This is a genomic window from Streptomyces malaysiensis subsp. samsunensis (assembly GCF_024519315.1).
GTDB classification, from domain to species: domain Bacteria; phylum Actinomycetota; class Actinomycetes; order Streptomycetales; family Streptomycetaceae; genus Streptomyces; species Streptomyces malaysiensis.
This window is the reverse complement of the sequence record NZ_JANIIC010000073.1, coordinates 1-23,479: the sequence shown is the minus strand read 5'-3', so window position 1 is coordinate 23,479 and position 23,479 is coordinate 1. Positions and strand designations below refer to the sequence as shown.

9 protein-coding genes and 2 pseudogenes are annotated in these 23,479 nt (G+C 71.4%); 2 read left to right on the top strand and 9 right to left on the bottom strand.

Going from position 1 to position 23,479, the window contains the following annotated elements:
- Window positions 1-157: 157 nt before the first annotated feature.
- Complete coding sequence (locus NQU54_RS40950) at window positions 158-14,017, bottom strand: type I polyketide synthase (RefSeq protein WP_306279595.1); 13,860 nt, start codon at window positions 14,015-14,017, stop codon at window positions 158-160.
- Window positions 14,018-14,461: 444 nt separating this feature from the next.
- Here NQU54_RS40950 and NQU54_RS40945 point away from each other — a divergent pair, with 444 nt between their 5' ends.
- On the top strand, window positions 14,462-15,754 hold the full coding sequence (locus NQU54_RS40945; RefSeq protein WP_257635420.1) for a carboxymuconolactone decarboxylase family protein: 1,293 nt from the start codon (window positions 14,462-14,464) through the stop codon (window positions 15,752-15,754).
- Between the two features lie 108 nt (window positions 15,755-15,862).
- On the opposite strand, the gene NQU54_RS40940 is transcribed toward NQU54_RS40945, so the two are convergent.
- The 5 genes from NQU54_RS40940 to NQU54_RS40920 form a co-directional block, all read right to left on the bottom strand.
- Entirely contained in the window at window positions 15,863-16,543 is a 681-nt protein-coding gene (locus NQU54_RS40940; RefSeq protein WP_257635419.1) for an O-methyltransferase, read from the bottom strand.
- 93 nt (window positions 16,544-16,636) lie between these two features.
- The gene (locus tag NQU54_RS40935; RefSeq protein WP_306279594.1) at window positions 16,637-17,728 is read right to left on the bottom strand and encodes an HAD-IIIC family phosphatase; all 1,092 of its coding nucleotides are present in this window, start codon (window positions 17,726-17,728) and stop codon (window positions 16,637-16,639) included.
- A 68-nt stretch (window positions 17,729-17,796) separates the two neighbouring features.
- Window positions 17,797-18,912 carry an acyl-CoA dehydrogenase family protein gene (locus NQU54_RS40930; RefSeq protein ID WP_257635417.1) on the bottom strand — a complete coding sequence of 372 codons (1,116 nt, stop codon included), beginning with the start codon at window positions 18,910-18,912 and terminating at the stop codon, window positions 17,797-17,799.
- Complete coding sequence (locus tag NQU54_RS40925; RefSeq protein ID WP_257635416.1) at window positions 18,905-19,177, bottom strand: acyl carrier protein; 273 nt, start codon at window positions 19,175-19,177, stop codon at window positions 18,905-18,907. The genes NQU54_RS40930 and NQU54_RS40925 overlap by 8 nt, the downstream gene beginning before the upstream one ends.
- Before the next feature lie 2 nt (window positions 19,178-19,179).
- The gene (locus NQU54_RS40920) at window positions 19,180-19,995 is read right to left on the bottom strand and encodes a 3-hydroxyacyl-CoA dehydrogenase family protein (RefSeq protein WP_372506321.1); all 816 of its coding nucleotides are present in this window, start codon (window positions 19,993-19,995) and stop codon (window positions 19,180-19,182) included.
- Between the two features lie 605 nt (window positions 19,996-20,600).
- Here NQU54_RS40920 and NQU54_RS50335 point away from each other — a divergent pair.
- A pseudogene (locus NQU54_RS50335) lies at window positions 20,601-20,982 on the top strand (DDE-type integrase/transposase/recombinase).
- 209 nt (window positions 20,983-21,191) lie between these two features.
- Here the strand turns inward: NQU54_RS50335 and truD are convergent.
- The 3 genes and pseudogenes from truD to NQU54_RS40900 form a co-directional block, all read right to left on the bottom strand.
- Window positions 21,192-21,914, bottom strand: a pseudogene (truD, locus tag NQU54_RS40910) (tRNA pseudouridine(13) synthase TruD); the annotation flags it as partial.
- Window positions 21,915-22,051: 137 nt separating this feature from the next.
- On the bottom strand, window positions 22,052-23,035 hold the full coding sequence (locus NQU54_RS40905; protein WP_257635414.1) for an MFS transporter: 984 nt from the start codon (window positions 23,033-23,035) through the stop codon (window positions 22,052-22,054).
- A gap of 23 nt (window positions 23,036-23,058) precedes the next feature.
- A partial coding sequence (locus NQU54_RS40900; protein ID WP_257635413.1) for a 2OG-Fe(II) oxygenase occupies window positions 23,059-23,479 on the bottom strand: 421 nt, incomplete at its 5' end.

Here is a 23,479-nt window from a genome sequence, read left to right as displayed (position 1 = left end):
CCTCGCGGAGATCATCGACACGGCGCTGCGGGAGCACCCCGAGATCGGCTGCGCGAGCGCGGCGGAACTGCGCGGGGCGCTGGAGCGGGCGCGGCGGTAAGCCCTGGCTACGGCAGTTACCCGGGAGATACCGGGCGGTGACCGGTGTACGACTTCGTCACACGGTACGTTCCCCTGTTCCAGCCGCCTGTTCCAGGACGTCGGCGTCTCCGCTGGTATTCCCGCCTGTCCCCCGCTCGGTGAGCCAGTCGGTGATGTGGCCGGCCGTGGTGGCGGCGTGCTGGTTGACGAGGGTGAAGTGGTTGCCCACGACGGTCACGGTGGTGGTGATGTGGGGGAGGTCCGTCTGCCAGCCGTGCGGCACCGGGTCCGTCCCGTCCGGTGCGGGGAGGGGGTCCGAGGCGCGGAGGAGCAGGGTCGGGAACGGGGTGGGTGCGGGGGTCCAGGTGTGCAGGAGCCGTTCCATCCAGGCGTAGGCGGACAGGTCGGTGGCGGTGTAGCCGTCGGCGAGGTGTTCGCGCTCGTACAGGGCGTGCCACAGGTGGGGTTGGAGCCCCTGGGCGGCGGGGGTTTCCAGGATGTAGGTGTCCACGAGGACGACGGCCCGCACGGGCGTGCCGCGCTCGGCGAGGCGCCGGGCGGTCTCGTGGGCGAGGATGCCGCCGGACGAGGTGCCCAGGAGGACCACCGGGTCGGCGGGGTCGCCGTCGGTGCTCGTCTCGACGGCGTGGACGAGCCCTTCGACGAGTGTTTCCCGGGTGGCGGGCAGGCTCGCCTCGGTGCCGAAACCGGGAGGCGTCAGACAGGTGATGGCCCAGTCGCCGGGGAGCGCCCCGGCGAGTGTGAAGTAGGTGTGGGGTCCGGTCAGCGGCACGATGGGGGCCACGCAGATCAGGCGGGTGCCCGAGGTGTCGGCGGTGAGCCGGTCCACCGTGGGCGGAAGGGGCTCGGTGTTCTTGGGCCGGAGCGCGGCGAGGTCGAGGAGCAGGGTTCCGGCCTCGTTCATCCGGCCCGTCCGCACGGCGTGGCGGTGCAGGCGGACCACCAGGTCGGTCGTTGCGACGCCATCAGTGCCGCCGGTGCCGCTGTCCTCCTTCGCCGACGGCGAGGCGAGCTGGTCGACGAGGTGGTCGGCCAGTTCGGCCGGGGTGGGGTGGGTCAGGACGACGGTGCTGGGCAGTGCCGTACCCATCGCCGTGGCAAGCCGGTTGCGCAGGTCGATGGCGGCGAGCGAGTCCATGCCGTGGTCGCGGAAGGCCGAGTGCTCGTCGACCGCCTGCCCGGACGCGTGGCCGAGGGCCGCCGCGGCCTCGGCGCGCACCAGCTCGACGAGGACGTGCCGCCGCTCCTCGGCCGGAAGGCCCCGCAGCCGTGCGGTGAACTCGCCGTCGTCGCCCGTGGTGACGGACTCGTCGAGGCTCCGTGCCTCCGGCAGCTCACTGAAGAACGGGATGGGAGCGGCCGGGGTGACGAAGGGGAGGTAGCGTTCCCAGTCGATGTCGGCGACCGTCAGCGCGGTCTCGTCCTCGTGCAGCGCCTGGGCGAGCCCGGTCAGGGCCAGGTCGCTGTCGAGGAAGGACACCCCGGTGCGCGCGAGGTACTCGCGGTCCTGCTCGCTCATCCGGTCGCGCGCCTCCTCCCACGGAACGAAGGAGATCGCCGTCGCGCGGGCGCCCCGTCCGCGGCGCCGTGACGCCAGCGCTTCCAGATACGCGTCGGCCGCCGCCTGTGCCGCGTGGTGGCCGATGCCCCAGACTCCGGCCACCGAGGTGAACAGCACGAAGGCGTTCAGGCCGGTGTCGTCGAGCAGTTCGTCGAGGTGCGCGGCGCCTGCCACCTTCGCGTGCACCGCCTGGGCGAGGGAGGTGAGGCTCACCGTGTCGAGCGGCTCCAGGTCCCTCGTCCCCACGGTGTGTACCACGGCGCGCACGGGACGGCCGTCCGCCGAGAGCCGGTCGAGCACCGCGGCCACGGCGTCCCGGTCGGTCAGATCGCAGGGCACCACCTCGGCGGTCGTCCCGTGGGCGGTCAGCTCCGCCACCAGTTCGGCCGCACCAGGTGCCGCGGGGCCATACCGGCTCGTCAACACCAGGTGTTCGGCGCCCTGTTGGGCCAGCCATCGGGCGGCACGGCTGCCCAGCGTCCCGGTGCCGCCCGTCACCAGGGTCGTGCCGCCGGGGCTCCAGGCGCCGGGCGAGTCGGCTCGTGCCGGTGCCCTCACCAGCCGCCGGACGAGGACACCGGAGGTGCGCACCGCGGCCTGCTCCTCCCCCGGGCCCGCCGAGAGCAGTGCGGTGAACCGCCTGGCCGCCTCGGGGTCGAGCCGCTCCGGGAGGTCGATCAGCCCGCCTCGTAGCGAGGGTGCCTCCAGCGCCGCGGTCCGTCCGAGTCCGAGGACCATCGCCTGCCGGGGGTTACGGACCGGGTCGGCGGGGCCGGTCGAGACCGCGCCGCGGGTCACCGTCCACAGCGGCACCTCGGCCCCGGCCGCCATCAGCGCCTGGAGGAGCGAGACGGTCAGCGCCACGCCGGTGGGCAGCGCGGGTTCGCCACCGGCCGCCTCCTCGGCCGTCGCGAGCAGCGACAGCACTCCGGCCGCGCGGTCGAGGCCGGCGTCGCGGAGCCGTGCCGCCAACACCACGGGGTCGGTGCAGCTCTCGTCGAGGACCACACGGCGCGCTCGGGCGCCGTATGCGGTCAGCGCGGTCGGCACCTCCGCGTCGCCGTCCCCGTCCGTGGTGAGGACCAGCCAGGTTCCGGTGAGCGCGGGGTCGGCGGGGACACGCAGCGGTGTCCACACCGTCCGGTAGCGCCGCGCACTGGTCAGCGCGTACTCGTCCTGCCGCCTGTGCCACGCCGACAGCGCCGGGAGCACCGAGTCGAGCGCGCCCTTGCTCTCCGCTTCGAGGCCGATCAGCGTGGCGACCGCGGCGGCGTCCCCCTGGTCCACGGCGTCCCACAGCGGCTCGTCGGCCACCGCGGCCGTGCCGGGCCCCGAGGCGGGCGGGGCGAACCAGTACGACTCGTGCTGGAACGCGTAGGTGGGCAGGTCCACCGTGTGGCCGCCGGGGAGGACCGTGCTCCAGTCGACGGGCACGCCATGGGCGTACGCCTCCCCCAGCGAGCGCAGGACACGGTCCCATCCGCCGTCGTCCCGGCGCAGAGTGCCCAGGGTGACCGCCGGGCTGTTCGCGTTCTCGATGATCTCGCTGGTGCCGACCGCGAGCACCGGATGCGGGCCGACCTCGATCATGAAGCCGTGTCCCTCGCGTACGAGACCCGTCATCGTCTCGGCGAAGGACACGGTCTGCCGCAGGTTCCGGCACCAGTAGCGGGCGTCCAACTCCTCGGTGTCCAGACGGCCCCCGGTGACCGTGGAGTGGAACGGCACCGTCGACGGGCGGGGCCGCACCGGCGCCAGCAACTCCATCAGTTCGGCCTCGATCTCGTCGATGTGCGCCGAGTGGGCGGCGAAGTCCACCCCGGCCAACCGCCAGCGCATGATCCCGGCGGCGGACAGGGCGCGCTCGACCTCGTCAAGAGCGGCCGGATCGCCGGAAAGGGTCACCGTCTTGGGCCCGTTGACCGCCGCGATGGACACCGCGTCGGACGTCCCGTCCAGCAGTTCCCGCACCCGCTCCGGCGGTGCCATCACCGACATCATCGCGCCGCGCCCGGACAGGCGCTCGTGGATGAGCCGACTGCGCAGCGCCACCACGCGGGCGCCGTCGTCCAGCGACAGACCGCCACTGACACAGGCGGCGGCCACCTCGCCCTGCGAGTGGCCGACCACGGCGGCCGGCTCGACACCCAATGAGCGCCAGAGAGCGGCGAGGGAGACCATGACCGTCCACAGCACGGGCTGTAGCACATCAGGCCGCCGCTCGATCGGCGGAGCGTCGGGCGCACCGCGCAGCACACCGGACGGCGACCAGTCGAGATACGGGGCCAGGGCCGCCTCGCAGTCGGCGACGCGGGCGGCGAAGACGGGCGAGACATCGAGCAGTTCGGCCGCCATTCCCGGCCAGGCCCCGTCCTGTCCGGGGAAGACGAAGACCACCGTGCCGCGTTCGGCCGCCGTCCCCCGTACCGCACCGGCGGTCGAGGTGCCCTCGGCCAGGGCCGCCAGGCTCCCGCGCAGCGCCGCCCGGTCGCCGCCGACCAGCACCGCCCGGTGCTCGAACGCGGCGCGGGTCATGGCCAGCGAATGCCCGATGTCCACGGGCCGCGGCCCGGGATGGCCGTCCAGGTGTGCGAGCAGTTTCGCGGCCTGGGCGCGCAGCGCACCGGCCGACTTGGCCGCCAGCGGCCACGCCACCGGCCCGTCCGGCGCGGCATCCGCGAGCGGGGGCCGGCCGGCGGCCGGTGGGGCCTGTTCCAGCACGGCGTGGGCGTTGGTCCCGCTCATGCCGAACGCCGACACCGCGGCCCGTCGCGGACGGCCCAGTTCGGGCCAGGGGGCAGCCTCGGTCAGCAGCCTGACCGCGCCCGAGTCCCAGTCGATCCGGGAGGACGGTTCGGCGGCGTGCAGCGTCTTCGGCAGCCGGCCGTGCCGCAGCGCCATCACCATCTTGATGACACCCGCGACACCGGCGGCCACCTGGGTGTGTCCGATGTTGGACTTGACGGAGCCGAGCAGCAGCGGCGGATTGCCGCCCCGGTCCTGGCCGTAGGTGGCCAGCAGCGCGTGTGCTTCGATCGGATCGCCCAGCGCGGTGCCGGTTCCATGGGCCTCGACCGCGTCGATGTCGGACGCCGAAAGCCCGCTGTTGGCGAGGGCCTGCCGGATGACCCGCTGCTGCGCCGGCCCGCTCGGCGCGGTCAGCCCGTTGGAGGCGCCGTCGGAGTTCACCGCCGACCCACGGACGACCGCGAGCACCCGGTGGCCGTGCCGGACCGCGTCCGACAGCCGCTCCAGCACCAGGAGACCGGCGCCTTCGGCGATGCCCATCCCGTCCGCCGACTCGGCGAACGCCTTGCACCGCCCGTCCGCTGCCATGACCCGGTGCCTGCTCAGCGAGACGAGGGCGTCCGGGCCGGACAGCACCGTCGCGCCGCCCGCGAGGGCCAGGGTGCTCTCCCCCGAGCGCAGCGACTGGCACGCCAGGTGCAGCGCGACCAGGGAGGCCGAGCAGGCCGTGTCCACCGTCACGGCCGGACCGCTGAAGTCGAACAGATAGGAGAGACGGCCGGACAGCACGCTGGGGAGGGTGCCGGTGAGCTGATACCCATCGGAGTCCGCCGACGCCCCCGCGCCGTACTGCTGGGCCGTAGCCGAGACGAAGGTGCCCGTCGTACTGCCCCGCAGGGATGTGGGGTCGAGCCCGGCGCGTTCGAACGCCTCCCAGGCGAGTTCCAGCAGCATCCGCTGCTGCGGGTCCATCGAGACCGCCTCACGCGGGGAGATGCCGAAGAACGCCGCGTCGAACTCGGCCACGCCGTCCAGAAAGCCCCCCGCCGCCGAGTAGGTCGTGCCCGTGCGCTCCGGGTCGGGGTGGTACACACCCGGGCCCCAGCCGCGGTCGGCGGGCAGTGGGCGGATGGCGTCCGTGCCCTCGGCCAGCAGCTCCCACAGCTCCTCGGGCGAGCGGACCCCGCCGGGGAAACGGCAGCTCATGCCGATGATCGCGATCGGCTCGGCAGCGGTCGCCCCGGCCGCCGGGCCACCCGCCGTGATCGGGGCCGGCCCGGCGCTCTCCTGCCGCTCGTCCGCCGCGCCGCCCAGCTCGGTCCACAGATGGGCGGCCAGGGTTTCCGGGGTCGGATGGTCGTAGATCAGCGTCGAGGGCAGGCTCAGGCCCGTCCGGGTCCGCAGGCCGTTCCGCAACTGACCGGCGGTCAGGGAGTCGAAGCCCATGTCCTTGAAGGTCCGCCCGGCCTCGACCGCCGCCGGGTTGGTGTGTCCGAGCACCGCCATCACCTGCTCGCGCACCCACCGCAGCAGGGTGACACGGGCCTGGTCGGCCGTCAGCCCGGCCAGCGGGTCGAGGCTGCCGCCGGTGGCGATGGCGGCAGCGGCGGTGGCGGTGCGACGGGTGGGTTGGGCGGGGACCAGGCCGTGGAGGACGGCGGGCACGGTGTCACCCGCCCGCAGGGCGGCCCGGTCGATGTGTGCGGCGACAACGAAGGACTCGTCCTGCGCGCCCGCGGTGTCGAACCAGGACAGCCCCTGGTCGACGGCGAGTTCCGGCAGCCCGCCCCCGGTGATCCGCCGCATCTCCACGGCGCTCAGCGAAGCGGTCATGCCCCCGGTGTCCTGCCGCCACGGCCCCCAGCCGATGGACAGTCCCGCCAGCCCCTCCGCGGTCCGCCGCCGCGCCAGCGCGTCCAGGAACGCGTTCGCCGCGGTGTAACTGGCCTGCCCCGCGTTGCCAAGCACACCGAACACCGACGAGAACACCACGAACGCGGTCAGTCCGCGGTCCCGCGTCAGTTCGTGCAGATGCCACGCCCCGTCCAGCTTCGGGCGGAACACCGTGTCCAGCCGGTCCGGGGTGAGCGCCCCGACCAGTCCGTCGTCGAGCACACCGGCGGTGTGCACCACACCGGTCAGCGGATCCTCGGCCGGGAACGTCGCCAGTAGGGCCGCCACGGCCGCACGGTCGGAGACGTCGCAGGCGGCGACGGTCACCCGCGCGCCCTGTCCGGTCAGCTCGGCCACCAGTTCATCGGCGCCCTCGGTGTCGGCGCCCCGACGCCCGGCCAGCACCAGATGACGCACCCCGTGCGCGGTCACCAGGTGCCGGGCGACCAGCGCGCCGAGACCGCCGAGACCACCGGTGACCAGCACGGTGCCCGCGCCGCCCCACACGGTGCCCGACGCCGCCGGGTCCGGGGCGTCGGCCGGGATCAGACGGGGCATCAGCAGCTCACCGGCGCGCAACGCCAACTCCGGCTCACCACAGTCCAGCGCCGCGCGGAGCGTCGCCGGGTCAGGCGACACCAGCTGCCCGCCGTCCGCGTCTTCCACGGCCTCCAGGTCGAGCAGCACGAACCGGCCGGGGATCTCCCGCTGAGCCGAACGCACCAGTCCCCACACCGACGCCGCCACCACATCGGGGGCCGTGCCGGGGGTGGTGGCCACCGCTCCACGGGTCATGAACACCAGCCGTGAGGGCCGACCGTCGCCGTCCCCGCCATACGCGCCGTCCGCCTCGTCGAGGTGTCGCCTCAACGTGTCGAGCACCGACGCGGTGACGGCACGGACCGCCTCCGGCACCGGTACGCCCACCGGTGCGAGGACCGGCACCAGCACCGCGTCCTCGGTCGCGACACGGTCGTGACCAGCGGTGTCCGGCACCGGGGCGGGCCGCCAGTCCAGGCGCAGCAGCGGCCGATCGGCCGTGGCCGCCGTGGTGGGCACGGCCCGCGGGCGCAGCGTCAGCGTGCGCACCGACACCACCGGATCGCCCGCCACGTCCGTCGCGGTCAGTGTGACCGTGTCACCTCCCGTCCTGCGCAGCCGCACTCGCAGCACCGACGCGCCCACGGCGCGCAGCAGCACCCCCGACCAGGACGACGCCTCGGACCGGGAAAACGCCTCGGCCCAGATCGGGTCCGGCCATCCGCCGTCCGGGCCATCGGGACCGGCCAGCGGCACGATGTGCAGCGCCGCGTCCAGCAGCGCGGGATGCAGACGGTACGCGTCGGCGTCGTCGGCCGCGTGCTCGGGAAGGACGACCTCGGCCAGCACCTCGTCACCGGCCGTCCAGACCGCCCGGACACCTCGGAACGCCGGCCCGTGGGCGAGTCCGGCATCGCGCCATTGCTCGTAGAAGCCGTCCAGGTCGACCGGTACGGCGTCCGCGGGCGGCCACACCCGCCCGGTGTCGGTGTCGGCCGTGGACGTGTCCGGCGCGAGGACGCCGGTGGCGTGCCGTGTCCACGGCGCGTCCGGCGGGCCGGCGGCCGGCCGTGCGTGGATGCCCAGGGTGCGTCGGCCGCCGTCGTCGGGGGCGCCGAGCGCGACCTGGACGTGCACACCGCCGTCGCCCGGCCCGGACAGCACCAGCGGTGCGGCCAGGGTGAGTTCCTCGACCAGACCGCAGCCGACCTCGTCACCCGCCCGTACGGCCAGTTCCACGAAGCCGGCCCCGGGGAAGGTCGTATGTCCGGCCACCACATGGTCGGCCAGCCATGGCTGCGCCGTCACCGACAGCACTCCGGTGCAGAGCTGACCACCGTTCTCGGGCAGTTCCACGGCCGCGCCGAGCAGCGGGTGCGCCATACGGTCGAGCCCGGCCGAGACCGCGCCAACCGCAGAGGACACGGCGGACGCGGTCCAGTACCGGTCCCGCTGGAACGCGTAGGTCGGCAGCGCGATACGGCGGGCGCCGGTCCCGGCGAACAGTTCGGCCCACCGGACCGGTACGCCCCGCACATACAGCCGGGCCGCCGCCGTCAGCGCCGTGGACTCCTCGCCACGCTCCCTGTCCAGCAGTGGCACCGCCGCCACCTGCGCCATGTCGGTGAGGGCGTCCTCGGCGAGCACGGACAGCGTCGCGTCGGGGCCCAGTTCGAGGAAGGTGCGGGCGCCGGCCGCGGCCGCGGCGCCGACCGCGTCGGCGAACCGCACGGTCCGGCTGACGTGCTCCACCCAGTAGTCGTGACTGCGGATGTGTTCCGCCTCGATCCGTTCACCGGTGACGGTCGAGACGATCGGAATGCGCGGCTCGCCGAAGGACAGGCCCTCGACGACCGCGCGAAAGTCGTCCAGCATCGGCGCCATCAACGGGGAGTGGAACGCGTGGCCGACACGCAGCCGGGTGGTCTTGCGGCCGTCCGCCGCGAACCGGTCCGCTATCGCCTCGACCGCGTCGGCCTCCCCGGACACCACCACCGACTGAGGGCCGTTGACCGCGGCGAGTCCCCACCGGTCCCCGGCGTCGGCGAGCAGTGGCGCCACCTCGTCCTCGGTGGCCCGCAGGGCGACCATGGCGCCGCCCTCCGGCAGCGCCTGCATCAGCCGTCCGCGTGCCGCGACGAGCCGGCACGCGTCGGGCAGCGACAGCACCCCGGCCACATGTGCCGCGGCGATCTCCCCGACGGAATGGCCGACCAGCAGACCGGGCGTCACGCCCCACGACTCCACCAGCCGGTAAAGGGCCACTTCCAGGGCGAACAGCGCGGGTTGGGCGTACTCGGTGCGGTCCAGCAATCCCGTCTCGTCGCCGAATACCGCTTCGCGCAACGGCCGCTCCAGCTCGGCGTCCAGCAGGGCGCAGACCTCGTTCCATGCCGCTGCGAACACCGGGAAACGGGCGTGCAGTGCACGGCCCATGCCCAGTCGCTGCGCGCCCTGTCCGGCGAACAGCAGCGCCACCGGGCCGGGGTCGCCCACCGCCGTGCCCCGCGCCACCGTCACGGGACGCCGGTCGCCGTCCGCCATGGTGTCCGGCGCGGCCAGGAGGACCGCTCGGTGCTCCAGCTCGGAGCGTGTCGTCGCCAGCGAGTAGCCGATGTCCGGCGCCGTCGCGCCGGTGTCGGCCACGAACGCGGCCAGCCGGTCCAGTTGGGCGTCCAGCGCCGCCTCGGTACGGGCCGACACCGGCCACGGCGCCACCTCGGGCCCGGTCTGCGCTTGCGGCGCGGCCGGTGCCCGCCCGGCGGACTCATCGGGCCCGTTCGCCGGTGGCTGTTCGACGATCACATGCGCGTTGGTGCCGCTGATCCCGAACGACGACACACCCGCACGGCGGGGCCGTTCGGCCGGTGGCCACGGCAAGGACCCGGTGAGCAGTTCCACCGCCCCGGCCGACCAGTCCACCTGTGACGACGGCGCGTCCACGTGCAAGGTGCGCGGCAGCACACCGTGGTGCATGGCCAGGACCATCTTGATGACGCCCGCGACACCGGCGGCGGCCTGCGCATGCCCGATGTTGGACTTGAGCGACCCCAGCAGCAGCGGACGGTCCGAGTCGCGGCCCTGCCCGTAGGTGGCCAGCAGCGCCTGGGCCTCGATGGGGTCGCCCAGCCGGGTGCCGGTGCCGTGTCCCTCCACGGCGTCCACGTCCGAGGAGAGCAGGCCCGCACCGGCCAGGGCCTGGCCGATCACCTGCCGTTGCGCGATTCCGCTGGGCGCGGTCAGGCCGTTCGACGCCCCGTCCGAGTTGACCGCGGAACCGCGCAGTACCGCCAGCACCCGGTGGCCGCCGCGGAGCGCGTCCGAGAGCCGTTCCAGGACCAGTACGCCCACGCCCTCGGACCAGCCGGTGCCGTCCGCTCCCTCCGCGTACGCCTTGCAGCGGCCGTCGGGCGACAGACCGCCCTGCCGGGCGAACTCCACGAAGATGCCCGGTTCCGACATGACGGTGACCCCGCCGGCCAGCGCCAGGGAGCACTCGCCACCGCGCAGCGCCTGCGCCGCCAGGTGGAGCGCCACCAGCGACGACGAGCACGCCGTGTCCACGGTCAGCGTGGGCCCGTGCAGCCCCAGGGCGTAGGCGATCCGGCCGGAGAGGACGCTCGGCGAGGTGCCGGTGAGCAGATATCCCTCCGCGGCGCCGGCGCTGTCCTGCAGCCTGGGGCCGTAGTCCTGGGCCATCGCCCCCATGAACACCCCGGTCCGGCTGCCCTGCAGGGACGACGGGGCGATCTCGGCCCGTTCCACCGCCTCCCAACTGACCTCCAGCGCCAGCCGCTGCTGCGGGTCCATGGCCTCGGCCTCGCGCGGCGAGATCCCGAACAGCGCCGCGTCGAACCGGTCCGCGTCGTACAGAAACCCGCCCGGTCTGCCGGTCGCCGTGATCTCGGGCGCCCACCCCCGGCCGGTGGGCATGTCGGAGACCGCATCGACTTCACCTGACACCAAGTCCCACAGTTCCGCGGGCGAGTTCACCCCGCCCGGGTAGCGGCAGGCCATGCCCACGATGACCACCGGGTCGTCCGCCGGGGCGGCGGGCGCCGCCGCCGGGGTGCCGGCGGTGACCGGGCCGGTGAGCTCGGCGGCCAGATGGTCGGCGCACCGGTCGGGGGTGGGATGGTCGAACAGCACGGTGTTGGGTATCCGCAGGCCGGTGGCCGCCTTCAGCCGGGTCACCAGCTCCACGGTCATCGCCGAGTCGAAGCCCAACTCCCGGAAGGACACCGCCGGGTTCACCTGCTCCGCGGAGGTGAAGCCCAGCACCACCGCCGCCTCCGCCCGGACCAGCCGTCCCAGGTCGGCGCGGGTCCACGACGCGTCGGACCCCGCACGCTCCACGGCCCGTTCCGAAACCGCCTCCGACGTCGGCTCCAGGCCGGCGGCGGGTCCGCGTACGGCCATCGGAGCGGCCGCGACGGCGTCCCCCGCCGTGGCATCACCGACGGGCTCCGGGAGCCAGTACCGCTCCCGCTGGAACCCATACGTCGGCAGGGCCACCCGCCGGGCGCCGGTCCCGGCGAACGCCTGCGACCAGTCGACCGGCACCCCGCGGACGTACACCTCCGCCAGACAGCTCAGGAACCGGTCCGCCCCGCCCAGGTCCCGGCGCAGCGTGCCGACGGCGACCGCCCGGACATCGGCCTCGTCGATGACATCCTGCACCCCGGCGGTCAGCACCGGATGGGTGCTGACCTCGACGAAGACCCGGTGGTCCTGCCCGAGCAGCGCCCGGACGGCCGGTTCGAAGCGGACGGTCTGCCGCAGATTGCGGTACCAATACCCGGCATCCATACCGGTGGTGTCCAGCCACTCGCCGGTGACCGTGGAGAAGAACGGCACCTCGGCCCGGCGCGGGCTGATGCCCTCCAGCGCGGCCGACATCTCCTCGCGCACCTGCTCCACCTGCGCCGAGTGCGAGGCGTAGTCGATCGCGACCCGCCGCACCCGCACATCCGTGCCGGTCAGCTCCTCGAGCAGCTCGTCCAGCGCGTCCAGTTCACCGGAGACCACCACCGAGCCGGGCCCGTTCAGCGCCGCGACCGACACCCGGCCGTCCCAGCGACGCAGCCACGCCTCGACCTCGGCCAAGGGCAGCGACACCGACAGCATGCCGCCCGACCCCGCCAGACGGCGTGCGATGGTCTGGCCGCGCAGCGCCACCACGCGGGCCGCGTCCTCCAGGGACAGCGCACCGGACACGCACGCCGCCGCGATCTCCCCCTGGGAATGCCCCAGCACCGCGTCCGGGACCACCCCGTGCGCCTGCCATACCGCCGCGAGGGAGACCATCACCGCCCAGGAGGCGGGCTGGACCACATCCACCCGTTCCAGCGAGGGCGCGCCCGGGGCCTGTCGCAACACCTCCGGCAGCGACCAGTCCACATGGGGCGCGAGCGCGGCGGCGCACTCGGCCAGCCGCTCGGCGAACACCGGGGACTCCGCCATCAGCCGGACACCCATGCCCGCCCACTGCGAACCCTGCCCGGGGAAGACGAACACCGTCCTGCCCTCGACATCGGCGACTCCTCGCACCACGCCCGGCGCGGACTCACCGTCGGCCAGCGCCGCCAGCGCGTCCGGGGCACCCGGCCGGTCCGGCGCGAGGACGACGGCGCGGTGGCGGAACGCGGTCCGGGTGGTGGCCAGGGAGAAGCCCACGTCCACCGGGTCGAGCCGGTGGTTCTCCGCCAGTTGGGAGGCGAGGCGGACGGCCTGCGTGCGCAGCGCGTCCCGAGTGCGGCCCGACAGCGGCCACGGCACGGCGCCACCCGCCATGAGGGCGCTGTCCGCCATGCCGGCGCGCCCGTCCGTGTCCGCGCCTGCGGGTGCGTCCGTGCCCGCGGGTACGCCTGTGGGGGCCGGTTCGGCGGCGGACACGATCACGTGGCAGTTGGTGCCGCCCATGCCGAAGGACGACACTCCGGCCAGGGCCCGGCCGTCGCGGTAGGGCCAGGGGCGGGTCGAGGTGGCCACTTCCAGGCGCCACTCGTCGAAGCGGATGGCGGGGTTGGGGAGTTCATGGTTCAGGCTCGCCGGCAACTCGCCGTTCCGCAGCGACAGCACGACCTTGAGAAGGCCGACGATGCCCGCGGCACCCTCCAGATGCCCCACGTTCGTCTTCGCCGAACCGACCAGCAGCGGGTGGTCGGTGGCACGACCCGCCCCGTACACCGCGCCGAGCGCCGCCGCCTCCACCGGATCGCCCACCCGGGTACCGGTGCCGTGCAGTTCCACGTACTGGACCGCGGTTGGATCGACCCCGGCGCGTCGGCACGCCGCCCGCAGAACCGTTTCCTGCCCCGCCGGATCGGGGGTGGTCAGGCCCTCGCTGGGGCCGTCGTTGCCCACCGCGCTGCCCTCGATGACGCAGTAGATCTCATCCCCGTCGGCCAACGCCTTCGCCAGGGGCTTGAGCAGCACCATTCCCGCGCCCTCGCCACGCACATAGCCGCCTGCGCGCTCGTCGAAGGTGAAGCAGCGGCCGTCCGGTGACAGGGCGCCGAGCCGGGAGGCCGCCACCGCGCTGTCCGGCGCCAGGTTGAGCTGCACACCGCCGGCCAGCGCCATGGCCGACTCCCCGCGCCGCAGGCTCTCGCACGCCAGGTGCACCGCCACCAGCGCGGACGACTGCCCGGTGTCCACCACCAGACTCGGTCCCCGGAGCCCGAGGAAGTAGGAGACCCGGTTCGCGATGACGCTCCGGTTCAGACCGGTCAGCGTGTGATGTCCGATCGCGGCCGGTCCCCTGCGCCGGTCCAGTACGCCGTAGTCGTCCGCGGTCACACCGATGAACACGCCGGTGCCACCGCCGCGTACCGCGTCCGGGAGTATGCCCGCGTCCTCCAGGACCTCCCAGCCAAGCTCCAGCGCGAGACGCTGCTGTGGGTCCATCGCCCGCGCCTCGCGCGGCGAGATCCCGAAGAACTCCGCGTCGAAACGGTCGACTTCGTCCACGAAGGCGCCCCAGCCGACCCCATCGGAGCCCGCTGCCACGTCCTCGTCGCTCCACCGGCTCGGTGGTACCGATGACACCGCGCTCACCGCGCCGGTCAGCAGCCGCCAGAACCGCGCGGGGTCCGCCGCGGACGGCAACCGGCAGGACACTCCCACCACCGCGATCGCGGTGTCCGTCTCGTGGAGTCCCTGGACGGACATGGACTCGGCTCCGCTCACGGCACCGCTCCCCAACTCATCGTCTTCGCAGGCTTGGCAGGAGAGCAGGTGCTGACGCACGCCCGATCTCCAATTAATCCGTCGACACCGGACTGTCGTTCGAGTCGCGATCAACAATGCGCAGATGATACATGGGAGGTCAACTGACATTCCTCATATATCAAGGTGCGTGTCGCCGCTCTCCATTCGGGGCCGTTCGCCGCACATTTCCACCGTCATCGGCGCATGACATGCCAGTGCCGTCGCCAAACACGAAGGAAGGCCACCAAAACGGTTGCTAGGAACTCCCCTAGACCCCCGGTGTTCGAGAACTCCGACGATCGCTTATGGTAGAGCCCGGTCGGCCGAAAAGAGCCGCCCGGGGGGAATCCTACGGCGCGTCGACGAGACACTGTCGTGACAACACATAGCTTGAGGGTGAAGGAAATGCGGCCCAGGATCGATCCGCAGGACGCGGACGACTTCGCCGTCACACCGGCCGGCCAGGTCTACGCACAGGAGATCAAGGAGTCACTGAACGGGATCCTCGCGGACCGGCCTCCACCAAACGTCCACCGGACCATCGCGAACCATCCGACACTGCTGCCCGCGATGCAGCCGCTGCTGACGCATGTCGCCGGTGACATCCTCCCGCCGCGCGAACGCGAAATGGTGATCCTGCGGACGGCATGGCGCTCGCAGGCCCCGTACATCTGGGCGCACCACCACGCCGCGGGACTGTTCGTCGGGCTGAGCGAGACGGAGATCGCCCGGGTCGCCTCGGAAGACGTCACCGACTGGTCGCTCTTCGAAGCCGCCCTCCTCCAGGCGGTCGACGAGCTCCACACCCAGTCGGCCGTCTCGGACGACACATGGAAGCAACTCGCCGATCGCTACAGCGAGAAGCAGATCCTCGAACTGCTGGCCCTCACCGGAACCTACAAGACGCTGGCGTTCATACTGAATTCCTGCCTTGTTTCGGTCGACAGCTGGATGGAGCGCCCCGCACTGCTGCCGGCGGATCCGGGGCGGACGACCTCAGGCCGGCATGCGCGCCGACGCGATGCACTCGCGGGGCCGGGCGCCGAGACATGGAACCGACGCATCGTGTTGCAGACCGACACCGGGCTCTCCCAGCTCACACCGACGGCGGCCCACCAGGACCCGCCGCTTCACGAGATCCTCGTGCGCTATCCGGACCTGCTGTCCACGGCGGCAAACGGCCACGAGGCCAACTCGCCGCTCCTGCTCATCCGCAGGAACTCCACGGACATCATGCCGGACACGGACGGCTACTCCTTCAGCGCCACCCATCTGTTCGCCGATCCCAGGGGCATTCCGATTATCGTCGAAGTGGTGGAACCACACGACACCTGGAACGCGCACAGCGCCCTGGCGAAAATACTCGACTACGCGGGCAGCGGGGCACGGCACTGGCCGCTCCATATCCTCCAGCGATCACTGGAGTACACCGCGCAATTGCAGAACAGCACCGGGGAGAGTTTGCTGGCGGAGATGGGCTATACGGTCGACGAGGGCTCGTTCCTGCGCACCCTCGAATCGAATCTGGCCCTGGGCAGGCTCCGGATGGTCATTGTGGCCAGCCATTTCCCGCCCGAATTCAACCTGGTCCTCAGATTTCTCGGCCAACAACTCCGCTCCGCCGAGGTGTACGGCGTCGAACTGCGCCGCTACTCCGACGGGGCCCACGCGGCGTTCATACCGAGGGTGGTCACCTGAGCGTCGCCACCATGGTCCCCGTGCCCCCCGCGTGCGGCGGGGGCCACGGGGACCATGGTGGCGACTCGGGGCCGCCGTGATGCGGGTGCCGCCGTCCCGGTGAACCGCTCACTCCCCCACCGGCTGCGGCTTCTTACGGATCAGGGTGATGCCGTCCGCCATGGGGACCAGGGACATCTCCACCCGCGGATCGTCCCGGACCAGCGTGTTGAACGCGCGGATCGCGGCAGTGTCGGCGTCCTGCGCGTCGGGGTCCACGACCTTGCCGAAGAACAGCGTGTTGTCGACCACGATCAGCCCGCGCTCACCGAGGAGAGCCAGCGCTGTCTCGTAGTAGTCCGGGTAGCCCTGCTTGTCGGCGTCGATGAACACGAAGTCGAAGGCTCCCGGGCCCTCTTCCGCGAGGAGGGTCTTGAGGGTTTGGGTCGCGTCACCGATCCGAAGGTCGATCTTGTCTTCGACGCCCGCCCTGGCCCAGTAGTCCGCGCCGATCCCCGGCCACCGGTGGGTGATGTCGCAGGTGACCAGCCGTCCGCCGGGCGCGAGCGCACGGGCCAGGCACAGGGTGCTGTACCCGGTGAACGTGCCGACCTCCAGGATCCTGCGAGCCGGGGTGAGACCGGCCAGCAGCGTCAGCAGCTGGCCCTCCTCGGGCATGACCTGCATCGCGCTGCCCGCGGGAAGCTCCGCCGTCGTCTCCCGTAGCTGCCGCAGGATCCCGTCCTCGCGCAGGGAAGACTCCCGGATGTACTCCGAGAGCGCGGCCGGGAGACCTACCTGGTTCGCCATGCGTCATCCATTTTCTCTGGTGTTCTCTCGTCGTCGCCTCTGGTCTTCTCTGACCTCGGCTGGTCTTGGCCGGTCTTTCTCTCCGGTCCTCGCTCAAACCCCTCGCAGGCTCACGGCGTGCAGCTCCATCGTGGGTGGCGGGGCGGAGGGCTCCGGAGTCAGATGCAGCCGGTGGATTTCCTCCTGCTCGGGCGCGGGCAGTTCGGCCCGGCAGTCGCACGGCTCGTCGGTGAAACCGGCGAAACGGTAGGCGATGTCCATCATCCGGTTGCGCTCGGTCCGGCGGAAGTCGGCGACCAGATGGACGCCCGCGTGGGCTGCCTGATCGGTGAGCCAGCGCAGGATCGCCGAACCGGCGCCGAACGACACCACCCGGCACGACGTGGCCAGCAGCTTCAGATGCCAGGCGCGCGGGTGCTTCTCCAGCAGCTCCAGGCCGATCGCACCGTGGGGCCCGAACCGGTCGTTGAGCGTGGTGACCAGTACCTCATGGCGTGGATCGGCCAGCAGTCCACGCAAATCGGGGAGGGAGTAGTGCACCCCCGTGGCGTTCATCTGGCTGGTGCGCAGCGTCAGTTCCTCCACCCGGGACAAGTCCTCCTCGGTGGCGCGCTCGATGCGCATCACGAGTTCCAGGGAACGCAGGAAGTCATCACTCGGCCCCTGGAAATCCGCCTCGGCCGCCTTCCGCTGGAATCCGGCCTGGTACATCTCCCGGCGGCGGCGCGCGTCCACTGTCACCCTCGCCGGACTGAACTCCGGCAGGGCGGCGAGCTCGGGCAACCGCTCGGCGGCGTAGCAGCGGACCTCCGGGAGATGGAACTGGACTTCCGCCCGCTCCGCCGGCGTGTCATCGACGAAGGCAATCGTGGAGAGCGCGAAGTTGAGCTCGGCCGCGATCTCCCGCACCGAATCGGACTTCGGTCCCCAGCCGATGCGCGGAAGAATGAAGTACTCGGCGACGCCCAGCTCCTCCAATTGCTTCCACGCCTGGTCGTGGTCGTTCTTGCTGGCAACCGACTGTAGGATGCCGCGGCTGTCCAGTTCGGCGATCAAGTCGCGGATCGGGGCGGGGAGCGTCACCACGCCGTCCTCCAGCAACGTGCCCTGCCACAGGGTGTTGTCGAGGTCCCACACCAGACACTTGATCGAGGTCTGTTCAGCCACGGCTCTTCCTTGTCTCATGTCGCCGTCTTGTGGCGGCACTTCATACTTCATTGCGCGATCTCGTGGCGCTGTCTCAGAGCGCCGTCTCAACGCCCCGGCATCGACACCGCGTGGTCGGCGAGGATCAGCTGGCAGATCTCCGTACTGCCCTCGATGAGTTCCATGAGCTTCGCGTCGCGGTAGGCACGCTCGACCACATGGCCCTCGTGCGCGGCCGCCGAGCCCAGGACCTGCACCGCCGCCGCGGCACCCTGCGCGGCGTGGACAGCGCTCACCTGCTTGGCGAGAACGGTGGCGACGACCATCTCGGGTGAGCCGTCGTCCCAGCACCGGCTGGCGTGTTCACACACCCGGGTGGCGATCTGCTCGGCGGTCAGCAGGTTCGCCAGGTGGCGGCCCACGAGCTGGTGGCCGGCGAGCGGTTTGCCGAACTGCTGTCGGCTGCGGGCGTGTCCGCGAGCGGCGTCCAGACAGGCCCGGAGGATGCCCACGCAGCCCCAGGCGACCGAGATCCGCCCGTATGCCAGCGCGGTGGTCACCAGGAGCATCAAGGGCTGTCCGCCGCCGAGTACCGCACTGGCGGGCAGCCGCACATCGTCGAGTCGTACATCCGCGTGGCCCGCCGCCCGGCAGCCGGACGGCTGCGGGACCCTGCTGACGGTGACACCCGGAGCCGACGCGGGCACCACGACGGCAGCCGCCCCGGAACCGTATCGTCCCACGACGACGATCATGTCGGCGTAGTGAGCCGCGGTGGTCCACACCTTCTGCCCACGGACCGTGACGGTGTCACCGTCCGGTTCGATGGTCGTGGTCATCGCCGACAGATCGCTGCCCGCCTCCGGCTCGCTGAACGCGACGGCGGCGAGCTTGCCACCGGCCAGTTTCGGCAGGTATTCGGCGTGCTGCTGCGGGCTGCCCAGGCGCTGGATGGTCCAGGCGGCCATGCCCTGCGAGGTCATCACGCTCCGCAGCGAGCTGCACCGGCTGCCGACGTACGCGGTGAACTCGCCGTTGGCCGCGCTGCTCGCCCCCGGCCCGCCGAAGGTCTCCGGCACCCCCACGCACAGCAGGCCACGGGTGGCCAGCGTACGCAGCACATCATCGGGGATCAGCCCCGCACGGTCCCATTCCGCGGCCCGGTCCCCGACAAGGTCGTCGATGAGCTTCCGGGCCCCGGTGAGCGTCTCGGTCTCAGGCATCGGCGGGCTGCTCGACCCCACGCAACCGTGCCACCAAAGCGGTCATGGCCTGGACGGTACGGAAGTTGTCCCGCTTGAGGTCGTCTCCCAGGATCTGCACGGAGAATGCCTGTTCCAGATGGACGACGAGCTCCATCGCGAACATCGACGACACCAGTCCGGATGCGAAGAGATCCTCATCGGCAGGCACTTCCGCCTTCACTCGGCCCGATACGAACTCCGTGATCGCCTGCTCGATCCCCTCGGCGGTGACCGCCTGGTCCATACTCACGAAAGCACCTTTCCATAGTCGTAGAACCCGCGCCCCGTTTTACGCCCCAGATCACCGCGGCGCACCTTCTCCATGAGCAGTTCACAGGGCTCGAAGGTGAGATTCCCGGTCCGCTCGGCCAGCAGCCGAAGAGCGTCCGCGAGATTGTCGAGTCCGATCAGATCGGCGGTGCGCAGCGGACCGGTCGGATGGCCGAGGCAGCCGTGCATCAGCCGGTCCACGGCCTCGACGCTCGCCGTGCCCTCGGCCACGACCCTCGCCGCTTCATTGATCATGGGATGCAGCAGCCTGCTGGTGACGAATCCCGGCGCGTCGCGCACGACGACCGTCTTCTTCCCCAGCCTCTCCAGGACGGACAGGATCGCGGCCATGGCATCGTCGCCGGTCTGCGGGCCGCGAATCACCTCCACCATCTCGATGAGATAGGCCGGATTCATGAAGTGCACCCCGGCCAGTTCCGCGGGCCGCTGCACCGACTTCGCCAGTTCGGCGATGGGAATACCCGAAGTGTTGGTGATGAGCGGGACCCCGGCGGGGACCGTGCTCGAGATGTCCGCCATGACCCGCGCCTTGAGCGAGGCGTCCTCGGTGATCGCCTCGATCACCACGGCGGCATCCGCGACTTCGCTGGTGGACTGTGTCGTGGTCAGCGTTCCGGGGGCCGGGGAGCCGGGGAAGGCGCCCATGAACTGCCCGTGCCGCAGCTGCTGGGCGATTTCCGCCCGGGCGTTCCCGAGTACCTCTTCCGAGACGTCGACCAGCACGACGTGCACCCCACGGCCCAGTGCCAGTGCGGTGATACTCCGCCCCATGACTCCCGCACCGACAACCGCGATCGTGTCCGATGGGGTATGCCCCATCACCCGCCTCCAATCGTCATTCAGATGAGCGTGCCCTCCGTGAGGCGCGCAACAGGCGAATGCCATATGTGGATGACAGGCCCTCGTCGCAATGGCTCATTTCGCGGGAAACGGTAGGCCAGAGCTGGGCCGATGTGGAAATCGACGAGGGCTTCCTAGGGGGATCCCTAGTGTTCTTCGCAAGGTGGAGCTCGCGAGGAACGTCCACGGCTGTCTTTCCATCGCCCTTGCAGGTCAGAGCTTGATCAACGATCTTCGCACCCCGCCCCGGGCCACCTGACCGCCCCGGCGCGTCGGGCAGCGCGCCAGCAGCACGGCCGCCACTGAGGACAGCCGTCAGGCGGTGAGACACGGGCCGCCGCCGGCGGCACATCGCGGCGAACCCCCGCTGCCCCGAAGCCGGCTGGCGGTGGCGTTGAGGAGCTCCTCCTGTGAACGTGGCATCAGCGTCTCCTACGAGACGGTCCGGGCCTGGTGCGCCACGTTCGGCCGCGCCTACGCCACACAGTTGCGCCGCCGGCAGCCGCTTCCCGGTGACAAATGGCGTCTAAAACGAAGTGTTCGTCAAGGTCAACGGGAAGACGCGGTACCTGCGGCGAGCGGTCGATCGGGATGGCAACGTCCTCGACATTCTCGTCCAGGACCGCCGCGACACGGCCGCAGCCAGGCGCTTCTTCCGCAAGCTCCTCAAGGGACCGGAGTACGCGCCGCGGATCATCCTGACGGACAAGTTCCGCTCTCGCGGTGCCGCCCATCGCGAGGTCATGCCGTCGGTCGAGCACCGCAGTTCGATACCTGAACAACAGGGCCGAGGACAGTCATCAGCCCACGAGACAGCGCGAGCACGCCATGAGGGGCTTCCGCTCCAGCGGAGGGGCCCAGAGGCTCCTCGCCGCCTTCGGTCGGATCTTCCGCCACTTCCACCCCGACAGAACCTGATCACAGAGAGTGACCATCGCACCAAAATGAACCACCGGTTCCGCATCTGGAAGACTATTGCCGGGACACTCGCACACGCCTGACCGCAGTACCCGGCACAGCACTCAAGCACCCTCAACACGCCCCAACTCACCAGCCACGTCAGTAACTTGACAAGATCCTCGCTACAGCCTCGATGAGGCACCAGGCCGCCGCGTGGAAACCGTTGGTCATGTAGTGGTCGGCCTCACCGGCGAGGCGGCCGATTCCGTCGGCGTCGTCGCGTACCCCGAGGTCGATTGGAAGGGCCCCGCCCAGTCGCGGCAGATGACCCGCACCTCGGGATGGCCGCGCGGCCAGGTGGCGAAGGTTTCGGCGGTCCGGTCGACAAGAACGTCAACGGGGCGACCAGCGGTAGCGCGAGCCTCGTACAAGACCCGGACCCGGGGGTCGATCCGATCGAAGAACTGCGCGGCCGGTCCGGTGAAGCGCCGGGCGTGGTCTGCTTCCGGGGACTGGAACTCCCGGACCAGGGCGAGAGCCGTTCCGTAGTCCTCTTCGAGCAGGGCGCCGCCGATCTGATGGGTGGTCCGGGGGCCGCCGGCCACGCCGAACCGCTGGACATCGTAATAGTTGACGAAGAACAGGTTCTCGGCACGCTCGCCAAGTGCGCCGAGGGTGGTGGCGAACCCGCTGCTCAGACCGCACGGTGATTCTGAAGGGTTCCCCTCCAACTGCCCGGCGTGCAGGTTCAGATGGCCGTATCCGTGAGTGGTGAGTGTCATCGTGCGCTCACCGGAGGCGTGACGGACGTTGAACTCGGTGATGGCATCACGGGGCAGTCTCCCCCGGCACGCTATGTGCTGCTCGGTGACGGCGTCCTCGTCCTTCAGTCCCGCCGTTGACAGGTCGGAGGCGGAAACGCCGCAGAAGGCGGCTATGCGCTCGAGCGCCTCGAAGGTGGTGTATCAGCGCTTTCGTAGCCGCACGTACTGGTAAGGGGCATCTGGATCGTCCTGAACGGGCAGAACCATACTTTCCTGGACCACGAAGTCGGTGTCGTGGGCCTTGAGGACGGGGTACTCCACGTTCACTCCGTTCCTTCCGTTCGGGCGGATTTCCCCGGTCCAGGGCCGTCCGGGGGTGCGGTGCGGGTCGGCGGGGGTTCCGGTGGGAGTGCGGCCCGGTAAGTCCGGCTGGTGCGGGCGGGCCGAGCGCCAGTGCCAGCAGAGCGATGCCCAGTGCGGATGTCGCTGTGCCCGCGCTGGCCGGCATCCGCACCGGAGCGGGTGGATAAGTGCCCCGCCGGCGGAGAGGTGAGCATGGAACCGACGGCCATGAGCATCACCTGGAAACCCGCGGACAGGGCGTCCAGATGCTCAAGCGTCTGCAGGTACAGGGACATCACCAGCACGACCGAGAAGTACAACGTCGCCGTCATGAAGGCTGCCAGCAGCGCCATCGTGCGGCACCGGTCACGGAAGAGCCAGGAGTCCAACAGGGGGTACCGGCGACGGCTCTGGACGAGGGGGAAGACGAGGAGGGCGGCCAGGGACACCGTCGCGCTCAGGACGACGGTGCCACTGGTCCAGCCTCGCGGGCCGCTCTCGGTCAGGGCCAGTGCTCCGCCTCCCAGGAACAGGACCGACAGCAGGGCGCCCGCTAGGTCGAACCTCTCCGAGAGGCCGGAGTTACGGTCCGGACGGAGAATGTGGGCCGCCAAGCCGAGGGCGACCAGCCCGGTCGCTCCGCTGACCCAGAAGATTCCTGACCAGCCCCAGAGGTTCGTCACGGCCCCGCCCAGCAGGGGTCCGGCCGCTTGGGTGGCTGAGATGAGCGTCGCGTTGACACCGAGGGCCCTGGGCAGTCGCTCGGGCGGGAAGGAGTCCGCGAGCAGTGCCGTGGTGTTGGCGACGATGGCCGACGCCCCCACTCCCTGAAGTATCCGGCCGAGAATCAGGAACCGGGTATCCGGGGCGAGGGCGCAACAGACGCTGGCTGCGTCCGCCAGCCGCGCCCTGCGCGGGGTTCTTCCAGGGAGGCCGCCCCGCGCTTTCCCGCATCCGCGCCGCATTGTTGCGCTTGGCTGCCCGGCGGTCACTTGTGCGCGCCCGGCGCCAGACGGCCCGCAGTGGTGTCGGCCGCGGGGTCGACGAAGTGCAGCAGGAGGGTGCGCCGGTCCTGTGAGGCGTCGGCTGCGACCGGGGTGACGCAGTGCCAGGACTCGCCGGAGCGGACCAGCAGGACCGAGGAGCCCTGATGCGGCATGACCTCGGCCCTTACGTCGTCGGGCGCGGGTGACCCGAGGATACGCAGTGTCCCCTGCCAGTTCGCCGGCCACTGGGAGTTGAAGTACCAGAGCTGGGTGACCACCTTGTCGGGCCGGTCGATGTGCGGCGAGATCCAGTAGCCGGGGCCGTAACGGACGGCTCGAGCCTCGATGAGGCAGTCCTCCAGCCGGCAGCCGGTCGCCTCGGCCACCGCCGCGCGGCCTCGCTGAGATCGCCGACATCGTGCT

What these genes read in the sequence shown, in the direction of transcription:
- NQU54_RS40950 (WP_306279595.1), bottom strand. Translation starts at nt 14,017, where the DNA reads ATGTCCGTCCAGGGACTCCACGAGACGGACACCGCGATCGCGGTGGTG.
- NQU54_RS40945 (WP_257635420.1), top strand. Translation starts at nt 14,462, where the DNA reads ATGCGGCCCAGGATCGATCCGCAGGACGCGGACGACTTCGCCGTCACA.
- NQU54_RS40940 (WP_257635419.1), bottom strand. Translation starts at nt 16,543, where the DNA reads ATGGCGAACCAGGTAGGTCTCCCGGCCGCGCTCTCGGAGTACATCCGG.
- NQU54_RS40935 (WP_306279594.1), bottom strand. Translation starts at nt 17,728, where the DNA reads ATGAGACAAGGAAGAGCCGTGGCTGAACAGACCTCGATCAAGTGTCTG.
- NQU54_RS40930 (WP_257635417.1), bottom strand. Translation starts at nt 18,912, where the DNA reads ATGCCTGAGACCGAGACGCTCACCGGGGCCCGGAAGCTCATCGACGAC.
- NQU54_RS40925 (WP_257635416.1), bottom strand. Translation starts at nt 19,177, where the DNA reads ATGGACCAGGCGGTCACCGCCGAGGGGATCGAGCAGGCGATCACGGAG.
- NQU54_RS40920 (WP_372506321.1), bottom strand. Translation starts at nt 19,995, where the DNA reads ATGGGGCGGAGTATCACCGCACTGGCACTGGGCCGTGGGGTGCACGTC.
- NQU54_RS40905 (WP_257635414.1), bottom strand. Translation starts at nt 23,035, where the DNA reads ATGCGGCGCGGATGCGGGAAAGCGCGGGGCGGCCTCCCTGGAAGAACC.